This window comes from Streptomyces afghaniensis (assembly GCF_044327915.1).
Classification (GTDB): domain Bacteria; phylum Actinomycetota; class Actinomycetes; order Streptomycetales; family Streptomycetaceae; genus Streptomyces; species Streptomyces afghaniensis.
Window position 1 is genome coordinate 725,977 of the sequence record NZ_JBIRGJ010000002.1, and the last position, 19,179, is coordinate 745,155.

Genomic DNA, 19,179 nt, shown 5'->3' on the forward strand with positions numbered 1-19,179 from the left:
GCCGGGCGCGAGCACCCCTTCGGACCCTGTACACTTTTTCTCGGCCGGTCGGGGAAATCACTGACCTCCAAGCCGGTCATGGTGGGTGTAGCTCAGCTGGTAGAGCACCTGGTTGTGGTCCAGGATGCCGCGGGTTCGAGTCCCGTCACTCACCCTGAGTAATCAGCCGGTGGCTTCGTGTAGAAGCCACCGGCTGAAGCTTTTTGCGCGCCGGTCCGGGGCTGGGGAGCGACCGGCATTACGGTCGGCGGCATGGACGGTGCGCGCCGAGGGTGGCGAGCGTGTGTGCTCGGCGGGGCGGTGTTCGCCGTATGCATGGCCGGGACCACACTGCCGACTCCCCTCTATCCCCTCTACCAGGGCAAGTTCGGATTCTCCGAGCTGACGGTGACCGTGGTGTACGCCCTGTACGCCTTCGGGGTCATCGGGGTTCTGCTGCTGGTCGGCAACGCCTCGGACGCCGTGGGCAGGCGCCCGGTGCTGCTGTGCGGCCTGGGCTTCGCGGCGTCGAGCGCCGTCTGTTTCCTGTGCGCCACCGGGCTGGGCTGGCTGTACGCGGGGCGGCTGCTGTCGGGACTCTCGGCCGGTCTGTTCACCGGTGCCGCCACGGCGTACGTGATGGAGCTGGCGCCGGAAGGCGGCGCCTCCCGGGCCACGTTCGTGGCGACGGCCGCCAACATGGGCGGCCTGGGCTGCGGTCCGCTGCTCTCCGGCGTGCTCGCGCAGTACGCCGACCGGCCGCTGTACCTGCCGTTCGTCACGCACCTCGTGCTGGTGGCCGGCTCGGCCGCCGTCCTGCTGCGGCTCGCGGAGACCGTACGGGAGCGCAAGCCGCTGCGCACCGTACGGCCGCAGCGCCCCGCGCTGCCCCCTCAGGTGCGGGCGGCGTTCACCCCCGCGGCGATCGCCTCGTTCGCGGGGTTCGCCCTCTTCGGGGTGTTCACCTCGGTCAGCCCCGAATTCCTCGCCGAGTCCCTGCACGTGGACAACCACGCCGTGAGCGGGCTGATCGTCGCGCTGGCCTTCTTCGCCTCGACCGCCGGGCAACTGGCGGTCGGCCCGGTCGGGGTGCGGCGCTCCCTCCCGCTGGGCTGCGCCGGACTCCTCGCCGGGCTGGCCCTGCTCGCGGGCGCGCTGCGGTGGGACCTGATGTCTCTGGTGGTGCTGAGCGCACTCGTCGGCGGCGTCGGGCAGGGCCTGGCCTTCCGCGGCGCGCTGTCCGAGGTCGCCGGGGCGTCTCCCGAACACCGGCGGGCGGCGGTGATCTCGACGCTGTTCGTGGTCGCCTACGCGGGCATCTCGGTCCCGGTGATCGGCGTCGGCCTGCTGACGGGCCCGATCGGCCTGGAGGGCGCGGGCCTGGTGTTCATCGCGTGCATGGCGGTGCTGGTGTCGACGGCGACCGTGTACCTGGTCCGGCGGCCGGCGGTGGCGAGGCTCTGACGGTCCCTCTGTGCGATCGCGACGCCCTGGGTGAGCTGGTGGACCGGGTCGACGAGCGGGCGGTGGACGTTCGTGCCGGACGGCGTGGATGTCATGCGGCGTTGCCCGGGGCTCCGTGCGCCGGGCTCCGCCCCGCCGCCGTCAACTCCGCGACGCTCGTGAAGCGTTCAGGGGACGCGGCGTCACGACGACAACCGGGGCACCAGCTCCGTCGCCAGGACCACCTGCCGTCGGTCCAGCCCCCGGGACGCGAGGGGGCGGCGGTCGGCGACCTCCGTGAGGAGGAGGTCGATCATCCGGCGGCCCATCTCCTCGATGGGCTGGCGGACGCTGGTGAGGGGCGGGTCCATGTGGCGGGCGATGGCGGAGTCGTCGTAGCCGACGAGCGCCACGTCGTCGGGGATGCGGCGCCCCGCGTCGCGCAGCGCCTGGCGGGCGCCGGCCGCGGTGACGTCGGAGGCGGCGAAGACCGCGTCCAGGTCGGGGCGGCGCTCCAGCAGTGCCGTCATGGCACGGCTGCCGCCCTCCTCCGAGAAGTCGCCCGGCTCGATCAGCGCCTCGTCGGCCTCGTGGCCCGCGTCGCTCAGCGCGTCGCGGTAGCCGTCGATGCGGCGCTGGGCGCCGTAGACGTCGAGGCGGCCGGTGATGTGGGCCACCCGGCGGCGGCCGCGGGACAGCAGGTGCTCGACGGCCTGCCGGGCGCCGCCGTAGTTGTCCGAGTCGACCGACGGCAGGGTCTCCCCCGCTGATCGCGGGCCGCTGATCACCGCCGGGATGTCCAGCTGGGACAGCAGGTCGGGCAGCGGATCGTCCGCGTGGACCGAGACCAGCAGGACGCCGTCCACCCGGTGGGCGGCCAGGTACTGGGCGAGACGGCGGCGTTCCTTGTCGCTGCCCGCGAAGATCAGCAGGAGCTGCATCTCCGTGTCGGACAGCTCAGCCCCGACGCCCTTCAGCATGTCCGAGAAGTACGGCTCCGCGAAGAACCGGGTCTCCGGCTCGGGCACGACCAGCGCGATCGCGTCCGTGCGGTTGGCGGCCAGGGCGCGGGCCGCGGTGTTCGGGACGTAGCCGAGCTCGGCGACCGCCGCCTCGACGGCCGCTCGCGTCGCGTCGCTGACCCGGGGTGAGCCGTTGATCACCCGGGACACCGTGCCGCGGCCGACACCGGCGCGCGCCGCCACCTCTTCGAGGGTGGGCCGGCCACCGCTTCGGCCCCGCGCTCCGTGGCTTGCCATGGGCTCCGCCTTCCCGTCCACACCCGCACTCTGCGGCTGGCCTGGAATTTAACAGGCTCGTCAGCGGGAGTGACCGCTGCCGAGGCCGCCCGCCCCCGGCCTTCCGCTTCGGCCGGCGGGCCGGTCCGACTGGCTTGATACCGCCGTCCCGGGCCGCCAGGGACTGCGGCCCGGGTCCAGTTAACAGCCCGATAACTGAACGCATCTCTCCCTGTCCGGTCCCTTGACACCCCCGCCCCGACCGGAGAACCTTCAACACATCACTGGTGGGAGCGCTCCCACAGTACCTGACACATACACAACCCGCACGTTCCCCGCCCGAGCCGCAGCGAGTAAAAACGGGTCCAACAATGCAGTTGGCCGGGGGGTCGGCACGTCAGGGCAACAGGAGGACGACATGCGAGCACGCATCCGAACCGCCCGCAAGGCGATGGTCCTCGCGGCCGCCGCGTCGCTGGGCGCCGGGCTGCTGGCCGGCTGTGCCGACGACGGCAAGAGCGACGGTTCCGGCTCCTCGTCGGGCGGCGACAGCGGTGGCAAGACGACGATCTCCGTGGGGCTCTTCGGCACCATGGGCTTCAAGGAAGCCGGCCTGTACGCCGAGTACGAGAAGCTCAACCCGAAGATCAAGATCGCCGAGAACGTCGTCCAGCGGAACGAGAACTACTACCCGGCGCTGCTGAACCACCTCACCACCAACAGCGGTCTGCTGGACGTCCAGGCCGTCGAAGTCGCCAACATCGCCGAGGTCACGGCCACCCAGGCCGACAAGCTCGAGGACATGTCCAAGGCGCCGGGCGTGGACAAGAGCAAGTGGCTGGACTGGAAGTGGCAGCAGGCCACGACCAAGGACGGCAAGACCATCGGCCTCGGCACCGACGTCGGCCCGATGGCGATCTGCTACCGCACGGACCTCTTCAAGCAGGCCGGTCTGCCCACCGACCCCGCCGAGGTCGGCAAGCTGTGGGCCGGTGACTGGGCCAAGCTCGTCGAGGTCGGCGAGCGCTACAAGTCGAAGGCACCCAAGGGCACCTTCTTCATGGACTCCCCCGGCGGTCTGATCCAGGCGGTCCTGGGCAGCGAGAAGGAGAAGTTCTACGACGCCTCCGGAAAGGTCATCTACAAGACCAACCCGGCCGTCAAGGCCGCCTTCGACCTGACCGCGGACGCCGCCAAGAAGGGCCTCGTCCAGTCGGAGACGCAGTTCCAGCCGGGCTGGAACTCCTCGATCGCCAACAACAAGTTCGCCGCCATCGCCTGCCCGCCGTGGATGCTCGGCACGATCAAGGGCTACTCGAAGCCGGACGCGGCCGGCAAGTGGGCCGTGGCCACCGCGCCCAAGGGTGGCAACTGGGGCGGCACCTTCCTCACCGTGCCGAAGAGCGGCAAGAACGTGAAGGAGGCGCAGAAGTTCGTGACCTGGCTGACCGCGCCGGAGCAGCAGGCGAAGCTGTTCAAGGTGCAGGGCAGCTTCCCGAGCGCCCCGTCCGCGTACACCATGCCCGAAGTGACGGGCGCCAAGAACGAGATGACGGGTGACCAGGCGATCGGCGAGATCTTCGCCGAGGCCGCCAAGACCGCCCCGGTCCAGGTGATCGGCCCGAAGGACCAGATCATCATGCAGGGCCTGACGGACAACGGCGTCATCCTCGCCACGAAGGGCAAGTCCGCCAAGGAGGCCTGGGACTCCGCGGTCAAGACCATCGACAACAAGCTGGACCAGTGACCCGTATGGCCACCCGTCACGACACCGCCGCGCCCCCCGTGGAGGGGGGCGCGGCCCCGGGCCGCCCGCCCGGGGACGCCGCCGCGGACAAGGAGCGGCGGCGCCGGGACCGGCTGTCGCGCCGCTGGCAGCGGGACATCCGCTGGAGCCCGTACGCCTTCGTCTCGCCGTTCTTCCTGCTGTTCATCGCGTTCGGCCTGTTCCCGCTGATCTACACGGGCTGGGCCTCGCTGCACCAGGTGGAGCTGACCGCGCCGACCGACATGAACTGGGTCGGACTGCGCAACTACACCCGGATCTTCGACGACGAGTTCTTCTGGAACGCGGCGAAGAACACCCTGACCATCGGCATCATCTCCACCGTCCCGCAGCTGCTGATGGCGATGGGCATCGCCCACATCCTCAACTACAAGCTGCGGGCCTCGACCTTCTTCCGGGTCGCGATGCTCGCGCCGTACGCGACATCGATCGCCGCCGCCTCGCTGGTGTTCGTGCTGCTCTTCGGCCGCGACTACGGAATGATCAACTGGGCGCTCGACATGGTCGGCATCAACCCGGTCGACTGGCAGAACGACAAGTGGTTCTCGCAGATCGCCGTCTCGTCGATCATCATCTGGCGCTGGACCGGCTACAACGCGCTGATCTACCTGGCCGCGATGCAGGCGATCCCGCAGGACCTGTACGAGTCGGCGGCGCTGGACGGGGCCAACCGCTGGCAGCAGTTCATCCATGTGACGCTGCCGGCGCTGCGCCCGACGATCCTGTTCACGTGTGTCGTGTCGACGATCGGCGCGAGCCAGGTCTTCGGCGAGCCGCTGCTGTTCGACGCCAACAAGGGCACGTCGGGCGGCGCGGAGCACCAGTTCCAGACGCTCGGTCTGTATCTGTACGAGCAGGGCTGGGTCGCCCAGCACCTGGGCCGTGCCTCGGCGATCGCCTGGACGATGTTCCTCATGCTGATCGTCATCGGCATCGTCAACTACGTCATCTCGCGCCGGCTGCGCGCCAGTAGTTAAGGAGTTCCGGCCGTGACGACGACTGTGACGCCAAAGGACGCCCCGCCGCCCGGCGCGGCGCCCGCGAAGGAGTCCAAACGCCCCCGCCTGCCGAAGTCCGCGCGGGCGGGCGGGACGTTGCACGGCGGTCCGATCGCGTACGCGATCCTCATCGTGTTCACGATCGTCTCGCTGTTCCCGCTGGTGTGGACGGCGATCGCCGCCTCGCGTGACAACCAGCGGCTCGCGCAGACCCCGCCGCCGTTCTGGTTCGGCTCGGGTCTGTTCGACAAGCTGGAGATCGCCTGGAAGGACGCCAATCTGGGCGAGGCGTTCCTCAACACCACGATCGTGGCGGGGGTTTCGGCGGCGACCATCGTCTTCCTGTCGACGATCGCCGGTTTCGCCTTCGCCAAGCTGCGGTTCAGGGGCCGTGGCGCGCTGATGCTGATCGTGATCGGCACGATGATGGTGCCGCCGCAGCTGAGCGTGATCCCGCTGTACATGATGGTCGCCAAGCTCGACTGGACGGACCAGTTGCAGGCGGTGATCCTGCCGTCGCTGGTGAGCGCGTTCGGTGTGTTCTTCATGCGGCAGTACCTGATCCAGGCGCTGCCGGACGAGATCATCGAGGCCGCCCGGGTCGACGGGGCGAGCAGCTGGCGTGTGGTGTGGCACGTGGTGTTCCCGGCGGCGCGGCCGGCGATGGCCGTGCTCGGGATGCTGACGTTCGTGCAGACGTGGAACGACTTCATGTGGCCGTTCCTGGTGCTGACCCAGATGGGCAACCCGACCGTGCAGGTCGCGGTCGCGGGCCTGGGCCGCGGCTACACCCCCGACCAGTCCCTGATCATGGCGGGCGCGCTGCTCGGCACGCTGCCGCTGCTGCTGGTCTTCGCGATCTTCGGCAAGCAGATCGTGGGCGGCATCATGCAGGGCGCCGTCAAGGGCTGATCTTCCTCGGGGGCCGGACCGGCGCTGCTCCGGCCCCTGTTCTCTTCTCCCTCTCCCCTCCCCCTCCATCATCGGTCTCCATGACCCCCTTTGGGAGCGCTTCCATGCCTGACTCCGAGAACCCGGCCACGGCCGTGACCTTCCCTCCCGCCTTCCTCTGGGGCGCGGCGACCTCCGCGTACCAGATCGAGGGCGCGGTGCGGGAGGACGGCCGTACGCCGTCGATCTGGGACACCTTCAGCCATACGCCGGGCAAGACGGCCGGTGGCGACACCGGTGACATCGCTGTCGACCACTACCACCGCTACCGCGAGGACGTGGCGCTGATGGCGGAGCTGGGCCTGGGCGCCTACCGCTTCTCCGTCTCGTGGTCGCGGGTGCAGCCGACCGGCCGGGGCCCGGCCGTCCAGAAGGGCCTGGACTTCTACCGCCGGCTGGTCGACGAGCTGCTGTCCAAGGGCATCAAGCCGGCCGTCACCCTCTACCACTGGGATCTGCCGCAGGAGCTGGAGGACGCGGGCGGCTGGCCGGAGCGGGACACGGCGTACCGTTTCGCGGAGTACGCGCAGATCGTCGGCGAGGCGCTGGGCGACCGGGTCGAGCAGTGGATGACGCTCAACGAGCCGTGGTGCAGCGCGTTCCTGGGCTATGCCTCCGGGGTGCACGCCCCGGGCCGGACGGATCCCGCGGCGTCGCTGCGTGCCGCGCACCACCTGAACCTGGCGCACGGGCTGGGCGCCGCCGCCCTGCGGTCGGTGATGCCGGCCCGCAACACGGTCGCGATCAGCCTCAACTCCACGGTGGCCAGGCCGCTTTCGCAGAGCCCGGCGGACCTGGCGGCGGCCCGGAAGATCGACGACCTGGCCAACGGCGTCTTCCACGGCCCGATCCTGCACGGCGCGTACCCGGAGTCGCTGTACGTGGCGACGGCGGGGCTCACGGACTGGAACCACGTCCTCGACGGCGACCTGGCGCTGATCAACCAGCCGCTGGACGCGCTGGGCCTCAACTACTACACGCCCGCGCTGGTCTCGGCGGCCGACCCGGCGGCGAAGGGCCCCCGCGCCGACGGCCACGGGTCGAGCAGCCACTCGCCGTGGCCGGCCGCGGACGACGTCGCCTTCCACCAGACGCCCGGTGACCGCACCGAGATGGGCTGGACGATCGACCCCACCGGCCTGCACGAGCTGATCATGCGCTACACCCGGGAGGCGCCGGGGCTGCCGCTGTACATCACCGAGAACGGCGCGGCCTACGACGACAAGATCGACTCCGACGGCCGGGTGCACGACCCGGAGCGCGTCGCCTACCTGCACGGCCATCTGTCGGCGGTCCGCCGCGCGATCGCCGACGGCGCGGACGTCCGCGGCTACTTCCTGTGGTCCCTGATGGACAACTTCGAGTGGTCCTACGGCTACGGCAAGCGCTTCGGCGCGGTGTACGTGGACTACGCGACACTCGAACGCACCCCGAAGTCCAGCGCCCACTGGTACGCCCGGGCGGCCCGGACGGGCACGCTGCCGGAGGTGGAGACCGTCTAGCCACTGCGGAGGCGGGGGGACGGGGCGCGGCACCATTAGGGGAGTGCCGCGCCCCGGCTTTTCAGGAAACGACGCGTGGCGTCAGGAGCCGGCGGGTCGTCGTCACGCCCCACTCGTCCAGCGACAGCAGGCGGTCGCTGGAGGCCATCAGGCCTCCCGTGGATTCCACGTGCGCTGCCCACTGTTCGCGGGTCTCGACGGCCGGGCGGGCCATCAGGCAGTCGGGGTCGTTGGTCCAGAGGCGGTCGTGCTGCCACTGGCGGGCCGCGCCGGTGAACTCGGCCGGGTCCTGGCCCGGCTGGGAGTAGTCGTCCGCCTCGGGGCGGCGGTGCGGGGCCGTGTCGGGGCTGACGCGCATGGCGTCGAACAGGCCGATGGAGGCGAGCATCGGGGCGCCGCAGCCCAGGAGGTAGGAGTCCGGGCCGATCGCGTCGCGGATCAGGCGGATGCCGGAGCGGTACGCCGTGAGGGGGTCGACGTCCGCGTGGCGGATGCCGGTCAGGGCGCCCGCGTAGAGGAAGTCGGTCTTGAAGTAGTCGTAGCCCTCGGCGCGCAGGGTGGTGAAGACCTCGGTCAGGTACGCCGCCGCGTCCGGGTGGGTGGTGTCCAGGACCCGCAGGTCGTGGCCCCAGTTGCGGCCGGCGTGGGCGAAGCCGCCGGCGGTGTCCCGGACCAGCCAGTCGGGGTGTTCGGCGGCCAGGTCGCTCGCCGGGTCGACGAGGAAGGGGGCCGTCCAGATGCCGGCGCGGCGGCCGCGGGAGCGGATCTTCTCGGCGATTCCGGCGCGGGAGCGGAAGCGGCCGGAGAGGGTGAGCCAGTCGCCGAGGGCCCGCTGGTAGCCGTCGTCGATCTGGACGACGTCGACGGGCAGGTCGAGGGTGTCCATCGCGCGGAGGTTCTCGTGGATGTCGTCCTCGGTGACCTCCGTGAAGTACTCGTACCAGGAGCACCAGACAGTGGGCGCAGGGCGCGGGGCGTCCAGTCCGAGGCCGGAGGCCCAGTCGCCCAGCACCGCCTGGATGTCCTCGCCCGTCCACTCCTTCACCGGGCCGTCGGCGCCGATCTCAGCGACGCCGCCCCGTACGGCGAGCCGGATCGACGGCACCTCGCGCGTCGGCTCGGCCGCCGCCCACAGCCGGACCGGTGAGCCGTCGCCGGGGTCGAGCGCGAGCAGGCCCTCGCCCTGGAAGACGCCGGCGGGGACGGTGACGCCGGGCCGGTAGCAGACCGTGGCCCAGTTGGCGTTGGCCGGCCGGTGGGGCGCCGCGCTCAGGGCGTAGGCGCCGCTGGGGCTCCAGGACTGCCAGCCCTCCTCGTGGACTCGGGCGTGGCGGAGGTCGACGGGCACGGCGGCCAGCGGCGTGAAGGGGTGCTGCACGGTGATCTCTTTCGGGAGGGGTCAGCCCTTGTTGGCGCCCAGGGTCAGGCCGCTGACGAACTGGCGCTGGAGCACGAAGTAGACGATCAGGGTGGGGATGGCCGTGAGCAGGGCTCCGGCCGCCACCAGGTTGGGGTCGGTGAAGTACTGGCCGGAGAGGTTGTTCAGCGCCGAGGTGATCGGCATGTTCTCGCCGGTGGAGATCAGGACGATGGCCCAGAAGAAGTCGTTGTAGATCCAGATGGACAGCAGGGTGGCGAGGGCGGCCATCGCGGGCTTGCACAGCGGCAGCACGATCTGCCAGTACAGGCGCCAGACGGAGGCGCCGTCGACCAGGGCGGCCTCGGTCAGTTCATGGGGCAGCGAGCGCATGTAGTTGCTCAGCACGAACGCGCAGAAGCCGGACTGGAACGCCACGTGGATCAGGACCAGGCCGAGCGCGGAGTCGTAGAGCTTGCCGCTCATCGTGATGCCGGGCAGGTCGATCAGCAGGTACAGCCGGTACAGCGGGGTGATGATGACCTGCTGGGGCAGCAGGTTGCCGGCGGTGAAGACCAGCAGCAGCGCCAGGTTGAGGCGGAAGTCGAAGCGGCTGACGTAGAAGGCGACCATCGACGACAGCAGCAGCGTCAGCAGCACGGCCGGCACGGCGACGATCAGCGTGTTGCCGAAGTAGTGCAGCATGTCCGACTGCTGGAAGGCGTTCGTGAAGTTGTCGAAGCTCAGCTTGTCGGGCCAGGACACATAGCCCTTGGTGCTGGTCTCCGAGTAGGGCCGCATCGCCGCGAGCAGCGCCCACAGCAGGGGCGCCAGCCAGGCCAGCGCCGTGACGACGAGGAAGGTGTGCAGCAGGATCCGGGCGGGGCGGACGGGGGTGCGCTGCTTGTGAGCGCCGGCGACGGTGCTCATGCGCGCCGCTCCTTCCGGAAGGTGGCGATCAGGTACGGGATGATCACCGCGAGCGAGATGACCAGCAGCACGACGGCGATGGCGGAGCCGTATCCGATGCGGCTGGACTCGCCGATGATGTTGTTGGTCACCAGGATGGAGAGCAGTTCGGTGCCCTGGGCGCCCTTGTTGAAGACGAAGACCAGGTCGAAGGCGCGCAGGGCCTCGATGATCGTGACGACCAGGACGACGGTGTTGGTGGGCCGCAGGGTCGGGAAGACGACGTTCTTGAACGTCTGCCACTCATTGGCGCCGTCCAGCGCGGACGCCTCCCGCAGGGCGGGGTCGACGCCCTTCAGGCCGGCCAGGTAGAGGATCATCATGTAGCCGGTGTGCCGCCATGAGGCGGCGACGAGGACGGCCCAGAGGTTGAGGTCCGGGTCGCCGATCCAGTCGATGTAGTGGCCGGGCTTGTTGGCGCCGATCAGGCTGTTGATCAGGCCGGTGTCGGGGTTGTAGACGAGCTGCCAGACGAACCCGGTGACCGCCAGCGACACCACCACCGGCAGGAAGAACGCGGTCTGGTAGACGCGGCTGAAGCGGATGTTCTTGTCCAGCTGCACGGCCAGGAACAGGCCGAAGGGGGTGGGCAGCAGGATGAGCACGACGAACCAGATGACGTTGTGCTCGACGGCGGGCCAGAACTGCGGGTTGCTGGTGAACAGCTGCCTGAAGTTCTCCAGGCCGACCCAGTGGATGGAGTCGAAGCCGATGCCGTCCCAGCTGGTGAAGGCCAGCGCGATGGAGGCGAGGGCCGTCAGCCACACCAGGGCGACGTGCAGGATCGTCGGCACCCCGGCCATCACGCCGAGCGTGATGCGGTCGCGGCGGGTCAGCAGCCGGCGGTGGCCCGTCGGGCCCTTCGCGGGAGCGGCGCCCGGAGACGGCGCGGGGGCCGTCTCCGGGTTCTCGGTGGAGGTGTCGGTGCTCATGAGGACGCGAAGATCGTCTTCTTCTGACGCTCGATCGACGAGAGGATGCTGTCGACGTTCTTCGGGTTGCGGATGAAGTTCTGAAGCGCGGGCTGCATCACCGTGGAGGTGAAGTCCGGGCGGGAGTCGCGGTCCATGAACTGCGTCAGGCTCTTCGCGCCGGAGATCATCTCGAAGGACTTCTTCTGGAGCGGGGTGTAGGAGGCGGTGTCGGCCTTGGTGGAGGCGGCCACCACGCTCGAGTCGGCCTTGAGGTAGATCTGCTCGGCCTCGGGGGTGCCCAGGTACTCCAGCAGCTTGGTGGCGCCGTCGCGGTTCTTCGGGGCCTTGGAGAGCATGAAGCCGTCGGTGGGCGCCTCGACGGTGTCCTGGCCGAACTGCGGGTCGATCTCCGGGAAGGCGAAGAAGTCGAGGTCGTCCAGGTCTGCCTTGTCGGTGAACTGCTGGCCGACGAAGGTGCCCAGCAGATACATGCCGGCCTTCTTCGCCACCAGGGTCTGGGCCGCGTCCTGCCAGGTGCGGCCCACCGCGCCGTCCTGGTGGTAGGGGAGGATCTCCGTCCAGTGGTCGAAGACCTTGCGCACCTTGGGGTCGGTCCAGGAGGCCTTGCCGGCCATCAGCTCGACGTGGAAGTCGTAGCCGTTGGTGCGGAAGTTGATCTGGTCGAACGTGCCCATCGCGGGCCAGGCGTCCTTGTCGCCGAAGGCGATCGGGACGAGCCCGTCCTTCTGCATCCGCTTGCACAGGGCGACGAAGTCGTCCCAGGTGGTGGGGACCTCGTAGCCGTGCTGGGCGAAGACGCTCTTGCGGTAGAAGACCGCCCACGGGTACGTGTACAGCGGCACGAAGTAGTACTTGCCGTCCTCGCCCTTGCTGAGCTTCTTCATCGCGTCGGGGAAGTTCCCGCCGATCTTCTGCCACACGTCGTCGATCGGGGTGGCCAGCTTCTTCGACGCGAAGAACTGCATGCGGTACCCGGCGAACCAGGTGAACACGTCGTCGGGCGTGCCCTGGAGGTAGGAGTTGATCTGCTCCTGGAACGTGTTGTGGTCCTTGGTGTTCACGTCGACCTTGATGCCGGACTTCTTGGTGAAGGCGGCGTAGATCTCGGCGAACGCCTTCTTCGGCACCGCGTCCGAGGAGTTCGAGCCGAGGCTGACCGTCTTCGGGTCGGCGGCCGCACCGCTGCCGCCACAGGCGCTGAGCAGGGGTATGCCGGCACCGAGCAGGGCCGCGCCGCCTATGCCGCGCAGGACGGAGCGGCGGCTGGCGGCGGGGAGGGAGAGTCCGGAGGGAGAGAGGTCGTGCATGAACGGCTCCTGAGGCAGGGTTCGGCCACGAGGGTGTGGCGTGAAATCCAGTCTTAATCGACCAGAAATCAACTTGACCGAACACGGTGGCGCAATGACAGCCGTATGTCCGGTCATGCGTCAAGGGCAGTCGACTTCATTTGTCGAAATGTGACCGACCCGTGAGCACGGACGCAGGCCGCCGGCCGCAGGTAAGGGACGCCGTGAGCCGCCGGAGAGGTCAGAGCGAGCGGGAGCGGTTGTATACACCGGCCGGTCTGCCCCGCCGTCGGCGCCGCACCGGCCCGCGATGCCCCCTGCCGCTCACCGGCGCCCGCCCGTCCAACTGGAGCCGGATGCGCACCTCGGTCCCGCCGAGCACCGAGGAGCCGATCCGTACGTCCCCGCCGGTCGACTCCGCGAGCCGGCGCACGATGTCCAGGCCGAGCCCGGTCGAGCCGTCGCTCCCGGAGCCGCGGCCCCGCGCCATCGCGGCCTGCGGGTCGGGTATGCCGGGGCCCGCGTCGGAGACGAGGACGATCACCGCGTCCTCGCCGTTGTGCACGTCGACCGCGAAGGCGGTGCCCTCCGGGGTGTGCCGGAAGACGTTGCCGAGCAGCGCGTCGAGCGCGGCGGCCAGGTCGGCGCGGGCCACGGGGATGCGCACCGGCCGGTCGGCCCCGGCCACCCGCCACTTGCGGCCCTCGTCCTCCGCGAGCGCCGACCAGAACGCCATCCGCTCCCGCACCACCTCGGCCGCGTCGCACCCGGCGCCCGGACCGGCCGCGGCCGTCTGCGGCTTGGCCTCCCGGGCCGTACGGATGATGGTGTCGACCTCGCGCTCCAGCTGCTCGACCGCGGTCCGGGTCTGGTCGGCGGCCGGTCCCTCGCCGAGCGAGGCGGCGTTGAGCCGCAGCACGGTCAGGGGCGTGCGCAGCCGGTGGGACAGGTCGGCCGCCAGCTCCCGTTCGTTCGCCAGCAGTTGGACGACCTGGTCGGCCATCGAGTTGAACGCGACCGCGGCGAGCCGCAGTTCGGTCGGGCCCTGTTCGGGCACACGGGCGCCGAGCCGGCCCTCCCCCAGGTCGCGGGCCCCCTCGACCAGGCGCTTGGCCGGCCGGACCATCCGCACGCCCAGCCGGTCGGCGACCGCGACCGAGCCGAGGACCAGCGCGACACCGACCCCGGCGAGCACCGCCCAGGCCGTGCCCACGCCGTTGGTGACCTCGGCCTCCGGCACGTACACCTCGACGACCGCGATCTCGCCGGTGCTGAGCGCGACCGGCTGGAGCAGAGTCGAGCCGCCGGCGACGCCGGTGGTGGACGCCCGGCCCAGTTTCCGCACGGCCGCGATGTCCTCGCCGGCGGCGCGCTGCCGCCCGAGCTCCAGGGCCTCCTGGCCGTCCCCCGCCGGTATGTGCACGGCCATCCCGGCGTCGGAGCCGGCGGAGGCCACGACCCGTTCGAGCTGGTCGCGGTCGGTGGTGATGGACAGTGCCGGGGCGACGGCCGCGGCCTCCCGCTCGGCATTGGAGAAGGCCCGGTCCCGGGCCATCTCTCGGATGACCAGTCCGAGCGGCACCGCGAAGGCGAGCACGACCATGGTGGTCACCGCCAGCGACACCTTGACCAGGGCCCACCTCATCGCGGCGCCTCCGCCCCCGGCGGTTCGAGCTTCACACCGACGCCCCGGAGGGTGTGCAGATAGCGGGGGTTCGCAGCCGTTTCGCCCAGTTTCCGGCGCAGCCAGGACAGATGGACGTCGATGGTCTGGTCGTCGCCGTACGACTGCTGCCACACCTCGGCGAGCAGCTCCTTGCGGGGGACGACGACACCTGGCCGGCGGGCCAGGAAGGCGAGCAGGTCGAACTCGCGGCGGGTGAGGTCGAGCCGCGCGCCGTCCAGCTCGGCCTGGCGGCGCAGCGGGTCGACGGTCAGGCCGCCGACCCGGATCACCGGGGACGGCTCCCCTTCTCCCGCGCCGGAGCGGGCGCGGCGCAGCACGGCCGCCATGCGGGCCGACAGGTGCTCGACCGAGAAGGGCTTGGTCAGGTAGTCGTCCGCACCGGCGTTCAGCAGCCGGACGATCTCCGTCTCGTCGTCCCGGGCCGTGGCGACGATCACCGGCACGTCCGTGATGCCGCGCAGCATCTTCAGGGCCTCGGACCCGTCGAGATCGGGCAGTCCGAGGTCCAGGATCACCACGTCGAAACGGACATGGGCGACCTCGCGCAGCGCCTCCAATGCCGTCCCGACGCTGCGTACGGTGTGCGAGGCGTCGGTCAGGTGCCGGATGAGCGCCGAGCGTACGAACTGGTCGTCCTCGACCACGAGCACACTTGCCATGCGCCGCACCGTACGCCATCTCGAACAGCCGGGTGCGGGCCTGTGGACAACTCCTCGCCCGGGGACAACCGGCCCCGCGTGACTCCCGTTTGTGGACAACGCGTGGGACGCGTGAGGCAGTATGACCGGCGATGCGCAGAGGACTCGTACACGTACTGGCCTGGCTGCTCGCCACGGGCGCGGCGGTCACGCTGTCGTGGTGGGGTGTCCACACGGTGATGGCGGGCACGGCCTACGACCCGCCGCGCGCCCTGCCCATCAAGGCGGCCGATGCGACCGGGCAGGAGTCGAAGGCGCCGCCCACGCAGTCGGAACGGACGAGTCCGCGACCGCGCCGCACGGCGAGCCCACCGCCCACCGTGACGAAGCCGAGCCCGACCCCCACACAACCGCCCCGTCCCTCCCCCGCCGCCACCGGCGAGGTCAAGAGCTACGACACCGACGGCGGCCGGGCGGTCTTCGACCTGGGCAGGGACTCCGCGTCCCTCGTGTCGGCCACTCCCGGCGCGGGCTGGTCGATGCAAGTGTGGAAGACCCAGTCGTGGATCCGCGTGGAGTTCTCCTCGGGCGCCGACCGGGTGTCGGTGTTCTGCACCTGGCACGACGGACCACCACGCGTGGAGATCGGGACCTACTGAGTGCCGTACGGGAGAGTGCCGTACGGGAGAGTGCCGTAGGGCAGTCACCGGAACACCGATGCGGGCGGCGCGGGCGACGCCACCGCCGCGAGGTCCGTGACGGGGGCGGCCCCGCCGGTGAAGTCGGTGAGTGTCCTGCCGTGCTCGACCCGGCCGGGATGCGGGTCGGAGGCGGCTCGGCGGGTCAGTTCGGCGACGGGCAGCGGCTGGTCGGAGGCGACCAGGACGGCGTTCCCGAAGCGTTTGCCGCGCAGCACCGTCGGGTCGGCGACCAGCGCGAGCTGTTCGAAACGGGCGGCGGCGGTGGCGATCTGGCCGCGCAGGTGGGCGAGCGGCGGCCCGTCGGCGAGGTTGGCGGCGTAGACACCGCCGGGCTTGAGGGCCCTGCGTACGTCGTCGAGGAACTCGGTCGAGGTCAGATGGGCCGGGGTCCGGGCCCCGCTGAACACATCGGTGATGACCAGGTCGGCCCAGCCGTCCGGCACCTTGGCGAGCCCGTCGCGGGCGTCGACGGACCGCACCCTGATGCGCGCGTTCGCGTCCAACGGCAGCTCGCGGCGGACCAGTTGCACGAGGGCGGCGTCCCGTTCGACGACCTGCTGGGTGGAGCGGGGCCGGGTGGCGGCGACGTACCGGGCGAGGGTGAACGCGCCACCGCCGAGGTGCACGGCGTGCACGGGCCTGCCCGGCGGGGCGACGAGGTCGATCACATGCCCGAGCCGGCGCTGGTACTCGAAGGACAGGTACGCCGGGTCGTCCAGGTCGACGTGCGACTGCGGGGCCCCGTCGATCACCAGGGTCCAGGCCCGGGTCCGGTCGCGGTCGGGGATGAGCTCGGCGAGCCCGCCGTCGACGCTCTCGACGACGGCTTCCCCGCCGGCCTGCCTGCGCCGGCCGCTCCTGGACTTACCCATGGGGTCATTATCAGGGCGGGCCGTCAGGCGGGACGTACGCTCCCCCGGGCGCCGGTCCCTCGGCACCTCGTCGCGTCAGCGGCAGCCGTCCGCCGCCCTGATCGTCCGGGCCGCCTCCCCGAGGGCCTTGCGCAGCACCGCCGGGTCCGTCGCGAGGTCTGCCTCGCCGGGCGGCAGCAGCCAGTCCGAGCCCTCCACCGGAGGTTCGGGGGCCAGGGTCAGTCCGCGTCCGTCAGTTTCCGTGCACGTGCTCCCCGGCACGTCCCACGCCGCGGCCGTCCCCGGCGGCACCAGGAAGCCCAGCGTGTCACCGCCGTCGTCGTGCAGTACGGGTCCGACCGCTTCCCCGGCCCCGCGCCGCAGGATGTCGACCGCCTCCAGTCCCTGCCGCGCCGGCACCGTCACGACATCGCAGCCGGCCGACTGCGTGCTCGGCGGTGTTCGAGGATCGTTGATCTGGCTGGTCTCCATCCCGGCCTCCACCACGGAACCCCTGCTTGGACGAGCGGTCGGGAGTCGGGGGCCTCCCGGTCCGCAGGGTTCAACGCGGCAGACCGTCAACGGCTACGGCGGAAGTCAGCCGCAAAGGATGGCACTTCATGGCAGATCACGGATGAGATATCCGGTTTGTAGCCAAACCCAGCGTGAGGACTCCGGCACAGCAGGTACGTTCTTGCCCGCCGGACACGGGGCAGAACATGCGGGACATTACGCACAACTCGCCCCTACCCCGGCATGGTTCGACGGTTCGCACGAGAGGACCCGGCCATGGCGTCGTCAACGGTGACCTCGTCTCAACCCGACCGGCCACCGCGGCCCAACCTCGCCTTCCGGCAGCTGCGCGGACAGCGCTCGCCGGCCGAGTTCGCCGCGGTGATCCGCCGGGCCGCTCTGGAGATCGGCGAGCAGGTCAGCTGTGACGCGCGGTACATCGGCCGGGTCGAGGCGGGCGAGATCCGCTGCCCCAACTACGCGTACGAACGGGTGTTCCTGCACATGTTCCCTGGCCGCACGCTCACCGATCTCGGGTTCGCGCCCCGCTCGTCGGTACGCGGACGCCGGGCGCGCGACACAGAGAACGCGCCCCTGACGTGCACCGCGAGCCCGGCGAACGCCACGAGTGAGACCAGCGGGGCGTGCGAGCCGTATGAAACGCAGAACCCGTACGACCCGCACCACCCGCACGACACCTACGAGGAGAGCGACGTGCTACGTCGCGCATTCATGACCGGCGGGGGCGCCACGGTGGCCGCCGCCTCGCTGGGTCCCGTCGGCCTCGCCCTCGACGCAGCGGCGGCGCAGCGCCCCGTGCGCCGCGTCGGGGCGAGTGACGCGGGTGCCCTGGAAGAAGCCGTCCGCCGTATCCGGCTGCTCGACGACCGGCACGGGGCCGACGGCCTCTACCGCCGCGCGGCGGCCCCGCTGCGTGCCGCCTACGCCCTGCTGGACGCCGGTACGACCCGGCAGACGACGGCGGACCGGCTGTACGCGGGCGCCGGTGAACTGGCCATCTCCGTGGGCTGGCTGGCCCACGACTCGGGACGCTTCGACGACGCCCGCTCCCACTACGCGGAGGCGCTGGCGACCGCCCGGATGACCGGCGATCCCGGCCTGGAGGCGCACGCCTTCTGCAACACCGCCTTCCTCGCGCGCGACGCGGGCCGGCCGCGCGAGGCGGTCCGGGCCGCCCAGGCCGCGCAGCGCGTCGCCCGGCCCGTGGGCTCGGCCCGGCTGATGTCGCTGCTCGCGCTGCGCGAGGCGGGCGGCTGGGCGGGCCTCGCCGACCGCGTCGGCTGCGAGCAGGCACTGGCCCGGGCGCAGGCCCTCTTCGAACGGGGCCCCTCGGACGACGACCCCGAGTGGATGAGCTTCTACGGGGAGGCCGAACTGGAGGGTCTGGAGGCGCAGTGCTGGTCCACGCTCGGCGACTGGCCCCGGGCCGCACGGCACGCGCGGCGGGCGGCGGAGCTCCAGGATCCGCACTTCACGCGGAACATCGCGCTGTACACGGCGGAGCTGGCGGACGACCTCGCTCGGGGCGGTCGGCCGGACGAGGCCGCCGTGGCGGGGATGCGGGTGCTGGATCTGCTGGAGGAGGTCCAGTCGTCCCGGATCCAGACGATGCTGGCGGCCACGGCGCGGGTGTTGTCACCGCACCGGCGGGCTTCGGGGGTGTCGGCGTTTCTGGAGCGGCACGCGTCGATGCCGAGGGTGGTGTGAACCGGCTCAGCCCATGAGGTGCCCCGAGTCGTTCCAGCTCTCGATCGCCGGCTCGCCGTAAGCCCACCCCAGCACCGACAGCGAGGTCGGGTTCAGCCGTATCCGCGCCGCGAAGTCGATCGGCAGGCCCAGCCACCGCGCCCCGATGGAGCGCAGGATGTGCCCGTGGGCGAAGACCAGGACGTCCCGGTCCTCGGCGCGTGCCCAGGAGACCACCTCGTCCGCCCGGGCCGTGATCCCGGCGAGGGTCTCGCCCTCGGGGACACCGTCGCGCCAGATGAACCAGCCGGGCCGGACGGCCTGGATGTCCGCCGGGGTCATGCCCTCGTACGCCCCGTAGTCCCATTCCAGCAACGCGTCCCACGCCCGCGCGCGGTCGCCGAAGCCGGCCAGTTCGCAGGTCTCACGCGCGCGTGCCAGCGGGCTGGTGCGCACCTCGACGCCGGGCAGGCCGTCGTACGGCGCCCGGTGCAGGCGCTCGCCGAGCAGCTTGGCCCCGCGCCGGCCCTCCTCCAGGAGCGGCACGTCGGTCCGGCCCGTGTGCTTGCCGGACAGGGACCACTCGGTCTGTCCGTGGCGGGCCAGGAGGATGCGCGGAGCCATGGGGGACCTTTCCG

The 19,179-nt window shown here is 71.0% G+C and carries 17 protein-coding genes and 1 tRNA gene; 8 read left to right on the forward strand and 10 right to left on the reverse strand.

Annotation, left to right across the window (positions count from 1 at the left end; translation table 11 throughout):
- The first annotated feature begins 81 nt into the window (after positions 1-81).
- Positions 82-154: transfer RNA gene (locus tag ACH4G3_RS09450), tRNA-His, on the forward strand.
- A gap of 98 nt (positions 155-252) precedes the next feature.
- Positions 253-1,443 (forward strand): MFS transporter, encoded by a 1,191-nt coding sequence (locus ACH4G3_RS09455; RefSeq protein WP_397623915.1) that lies wholly within the window; start codon positions 253-255, stop codon positions 1,441-1,443.
- Between the two features lie 182 nt (positions 1,444-1,625).
- Here ACH4G3_RS09455 and ACH4G3_RS09460 read toward each other — a convergent pair whose 3' ends face one another.
- A complete protein-coding gene (locus ACH4G3_RS09460) occupies positions 1,626-2,681 on the reverse strand; it encodes a LacI family DNA-binding transcriptional regulator (RefSeq protein WP_397623916.1) in 1,056 nt (351 codons plus the stop codon).
- Between the two features lie 397 nt (positions 2,682-3,078).
- Between ACH4G3_RS09460 and ACH4G3_RS09465 the strand changes: the two genes are divergently transcribed.
- From ACH4G3_RS09465 to ACH4G3_RS09480, 4 genes are all read left to right on the forward strand, one after another.
- Positions 3,079-4,407: an extracellular solute-binding protein gene (locus tag ACH4G3_RS09465; RefSeq protein WP_397623917.1), complete on the forward strand. Its 1,329-nt coding sequence runs from the start codon at positions 3,079-3,081 to the stop codon at positions 4,405-4,407.
- Positions 4,408-4,412: 5 nt separating this feature from the next.
- A complete protein-coding gene (locus ACH4G3_RS09470) occupies positions 4,413-5,423 on the forward strand; it encodes a carbohydrate ABC transporter permease (protein ID WP_397623918.1) in 1,011 nt (336 codons plus the stop codon).
- A gap of 12 nt (positions 5,424-5,435) precedes the next feature.
- Positions 5,436-6,356: a carbohydrate ABC transporter permease gene (locus ACH4G3_RS09475; protein ID WP_397623919.1), complete on the forward strand. Its 921-nt coding sequence runs from the start codon at positions 5,436-5,438 to the stop codon at positions 6,354-6,356.
- Between the two features lie 104 nt (positions 6,357-6,460).
- Entirely contained in the window at positions 6,461-7,897 is a 1,437-nt protein-coding gene (locus ACH4G3_RS09480; protein WP_397623920.1) for a GH1 family beta-glucosidase, read from the forward strand.
- A gap of 61 nt (positions 7,898-7,958) precedes the next feature.
- Here the strand turns inward: ACH4G3_RS09480 and ACH4G3_RS09485 are convergent, their stop codons facing one another.
- The 6 genes from ACH4G3_RS09485 to ACH4G3_RS09510 form a co-directional block, all read right to left on the reverse strand.
- Positions 7,959-9,275, reverse strand: coding sequence for a glycoside hydrolase family 36 protein (locus tag ACH4G3_RS09485; protein WP_397623921.1), 1,317 nt, complete (start codon positions 9,273-9,275; stop codon positions 7,959-7,961).
- 21 nt (positions 9,276-9,296) lie between these two features.
- Positions 9,297-10,184, reverse strand: coding sequence for a carbohydrate ABC transporter permease (locus tag ACH4G3_RS09490; protein WP_397623922.1), 888 nt, complete (start codon positions 10,182-10,184; stop codon positions 9,297-9,299).
- Positions 10,181-11,155: a carbohydrate ABC transporter permease gene (locus ACH4G3_RS09495; RefSeq protein ID WP_397623923.1), complete on the reverse strand. Its 975-nt coding sequence runs from the start codon at positions 11,153-11,155 to the stop codon at positions 10,181-10,183. The genes ACH4G3_RS09490 and ACH4G3_RS09495 overlap by 4 nt, the downstream gene beginning before the upstream one ends.
- Positions 11,152-12,465, reverse strand: coding sequence for an ABC transporter substrate-binding protein (locus ACH4G3_RS09500; protein WP_397623924.1), 1,314 nt, complete (start codon positions 12,463-12,465; stop codon positions 11,152-11,154). The genes ACH4G3_RS09495 and ACH4G3_RS09500 overlap by 4 nt, the downstream gene beginning before the upstream one ends.
- Before the next feature lie 220 nt (positions 12,466-12,685).
- Entirely contained in the window at positions 12,686-14,089 is a 1,404-nt protein-coding gene (locus tag ACH4G3_RS09505) for a sensor histidine kinase (protein WP_397623925.1), read from the reverse strand.
- Positions 14,086-14,790, reverse strand: coding sequence for a response regulator transcription factor (locus ACH4G3_RS09510; protein WP_356500986.1), 705 nt, complete (start codon positions 14,788-14,790; stop codon positions 14,086-14,088). The genes ACH4G3_RS09505 and ACH4G3_RS09510 overlap by 4 nt, the downstream gene beginning before the upstream one ends.
- A gap of 131 nt (positions 14,791-14,921) precedes the next feature.
- Between ACH4G3_RS09510 and ACH4G3_RS09515 the strand changes: the two genes are divergently transcribed.
- Positions 14,922-15,428, forward strand: coding sequence for a superantigen-like protein SSL4 (locus ACH4G3_RS09515; RefSeq protein WP_397623926.1), 507 nt, complete (start codon positions 14,922-14,924; stop codon positions 15,426-15,428).
- Between the two features lie 44 nt (positions 15,429-15,472).
- On the opposite strand, the gene ACH4G3_RS09520 is transcribed toward ACH4G3_RS09515, so the two are convergent.
- Together ACH4G3_RS09520 and ACH4G3_RS09525 are read right to left on the reverse strand one after the other, a co-directional pair.
- On the reverse strand, positions 15,473-16,342 hold the full coding sequence (locus ACH4G3_RS09520) for a spermidine synthase (RefSeq protein ID WP_397623927.1): 870 nt from the start codon (positions 16,340-16,342) through the stop codon (positions 15,473-15,475).
- Positions 16,343-16,417: 75 nt separating this feature from the next.
- The gene (locus ACH4G3_RS09525) at positions 16,418-16,813 is read right to left on the reverse strand and encodes a hypothetical protein (RefSeq protein ID WP_397623928.1); all 396 of its coding nucleotides are present in this window, start codon (positions 16,811-16,813) and stop codon (positions 16,418-16,420) included.
- Between the two features lie 297 nt (positions 16,814-17,110).
- Between ACH4G3_RS09525 and ACH4G3_RS09530 the strand changes: the two genes are divergently transcribed.
- Entirely contained in the window at positions 17,111-18,562 is a 1,452-nt protein-coding gene (locus ACH4G3_RS09530) for an NsdA family TPR-like regulatory protein (protein ID WP_397623929.1), read from the forward strand.
- Positions 18,563-18,568: 6 nt separating this feature from the next.
- On the opposite strand, the gene ACH4G3_RS09535 is transcribed toward ACH4G3_RS09530, so the two are convergent.
- Positions 18,569-19,165 (reverse strand): histidine phosphatase family protein, encoded by a 597-nt coding sequence (locus ACH4G3_RS09535; protein ID WP_397617734.1) that lies wholly within the window; start codon positions 19,163-19,165, stop codon positions 18,569-18,571.
- Positions 19,166-19,179 lie beyond the last annotated feature (14 nt).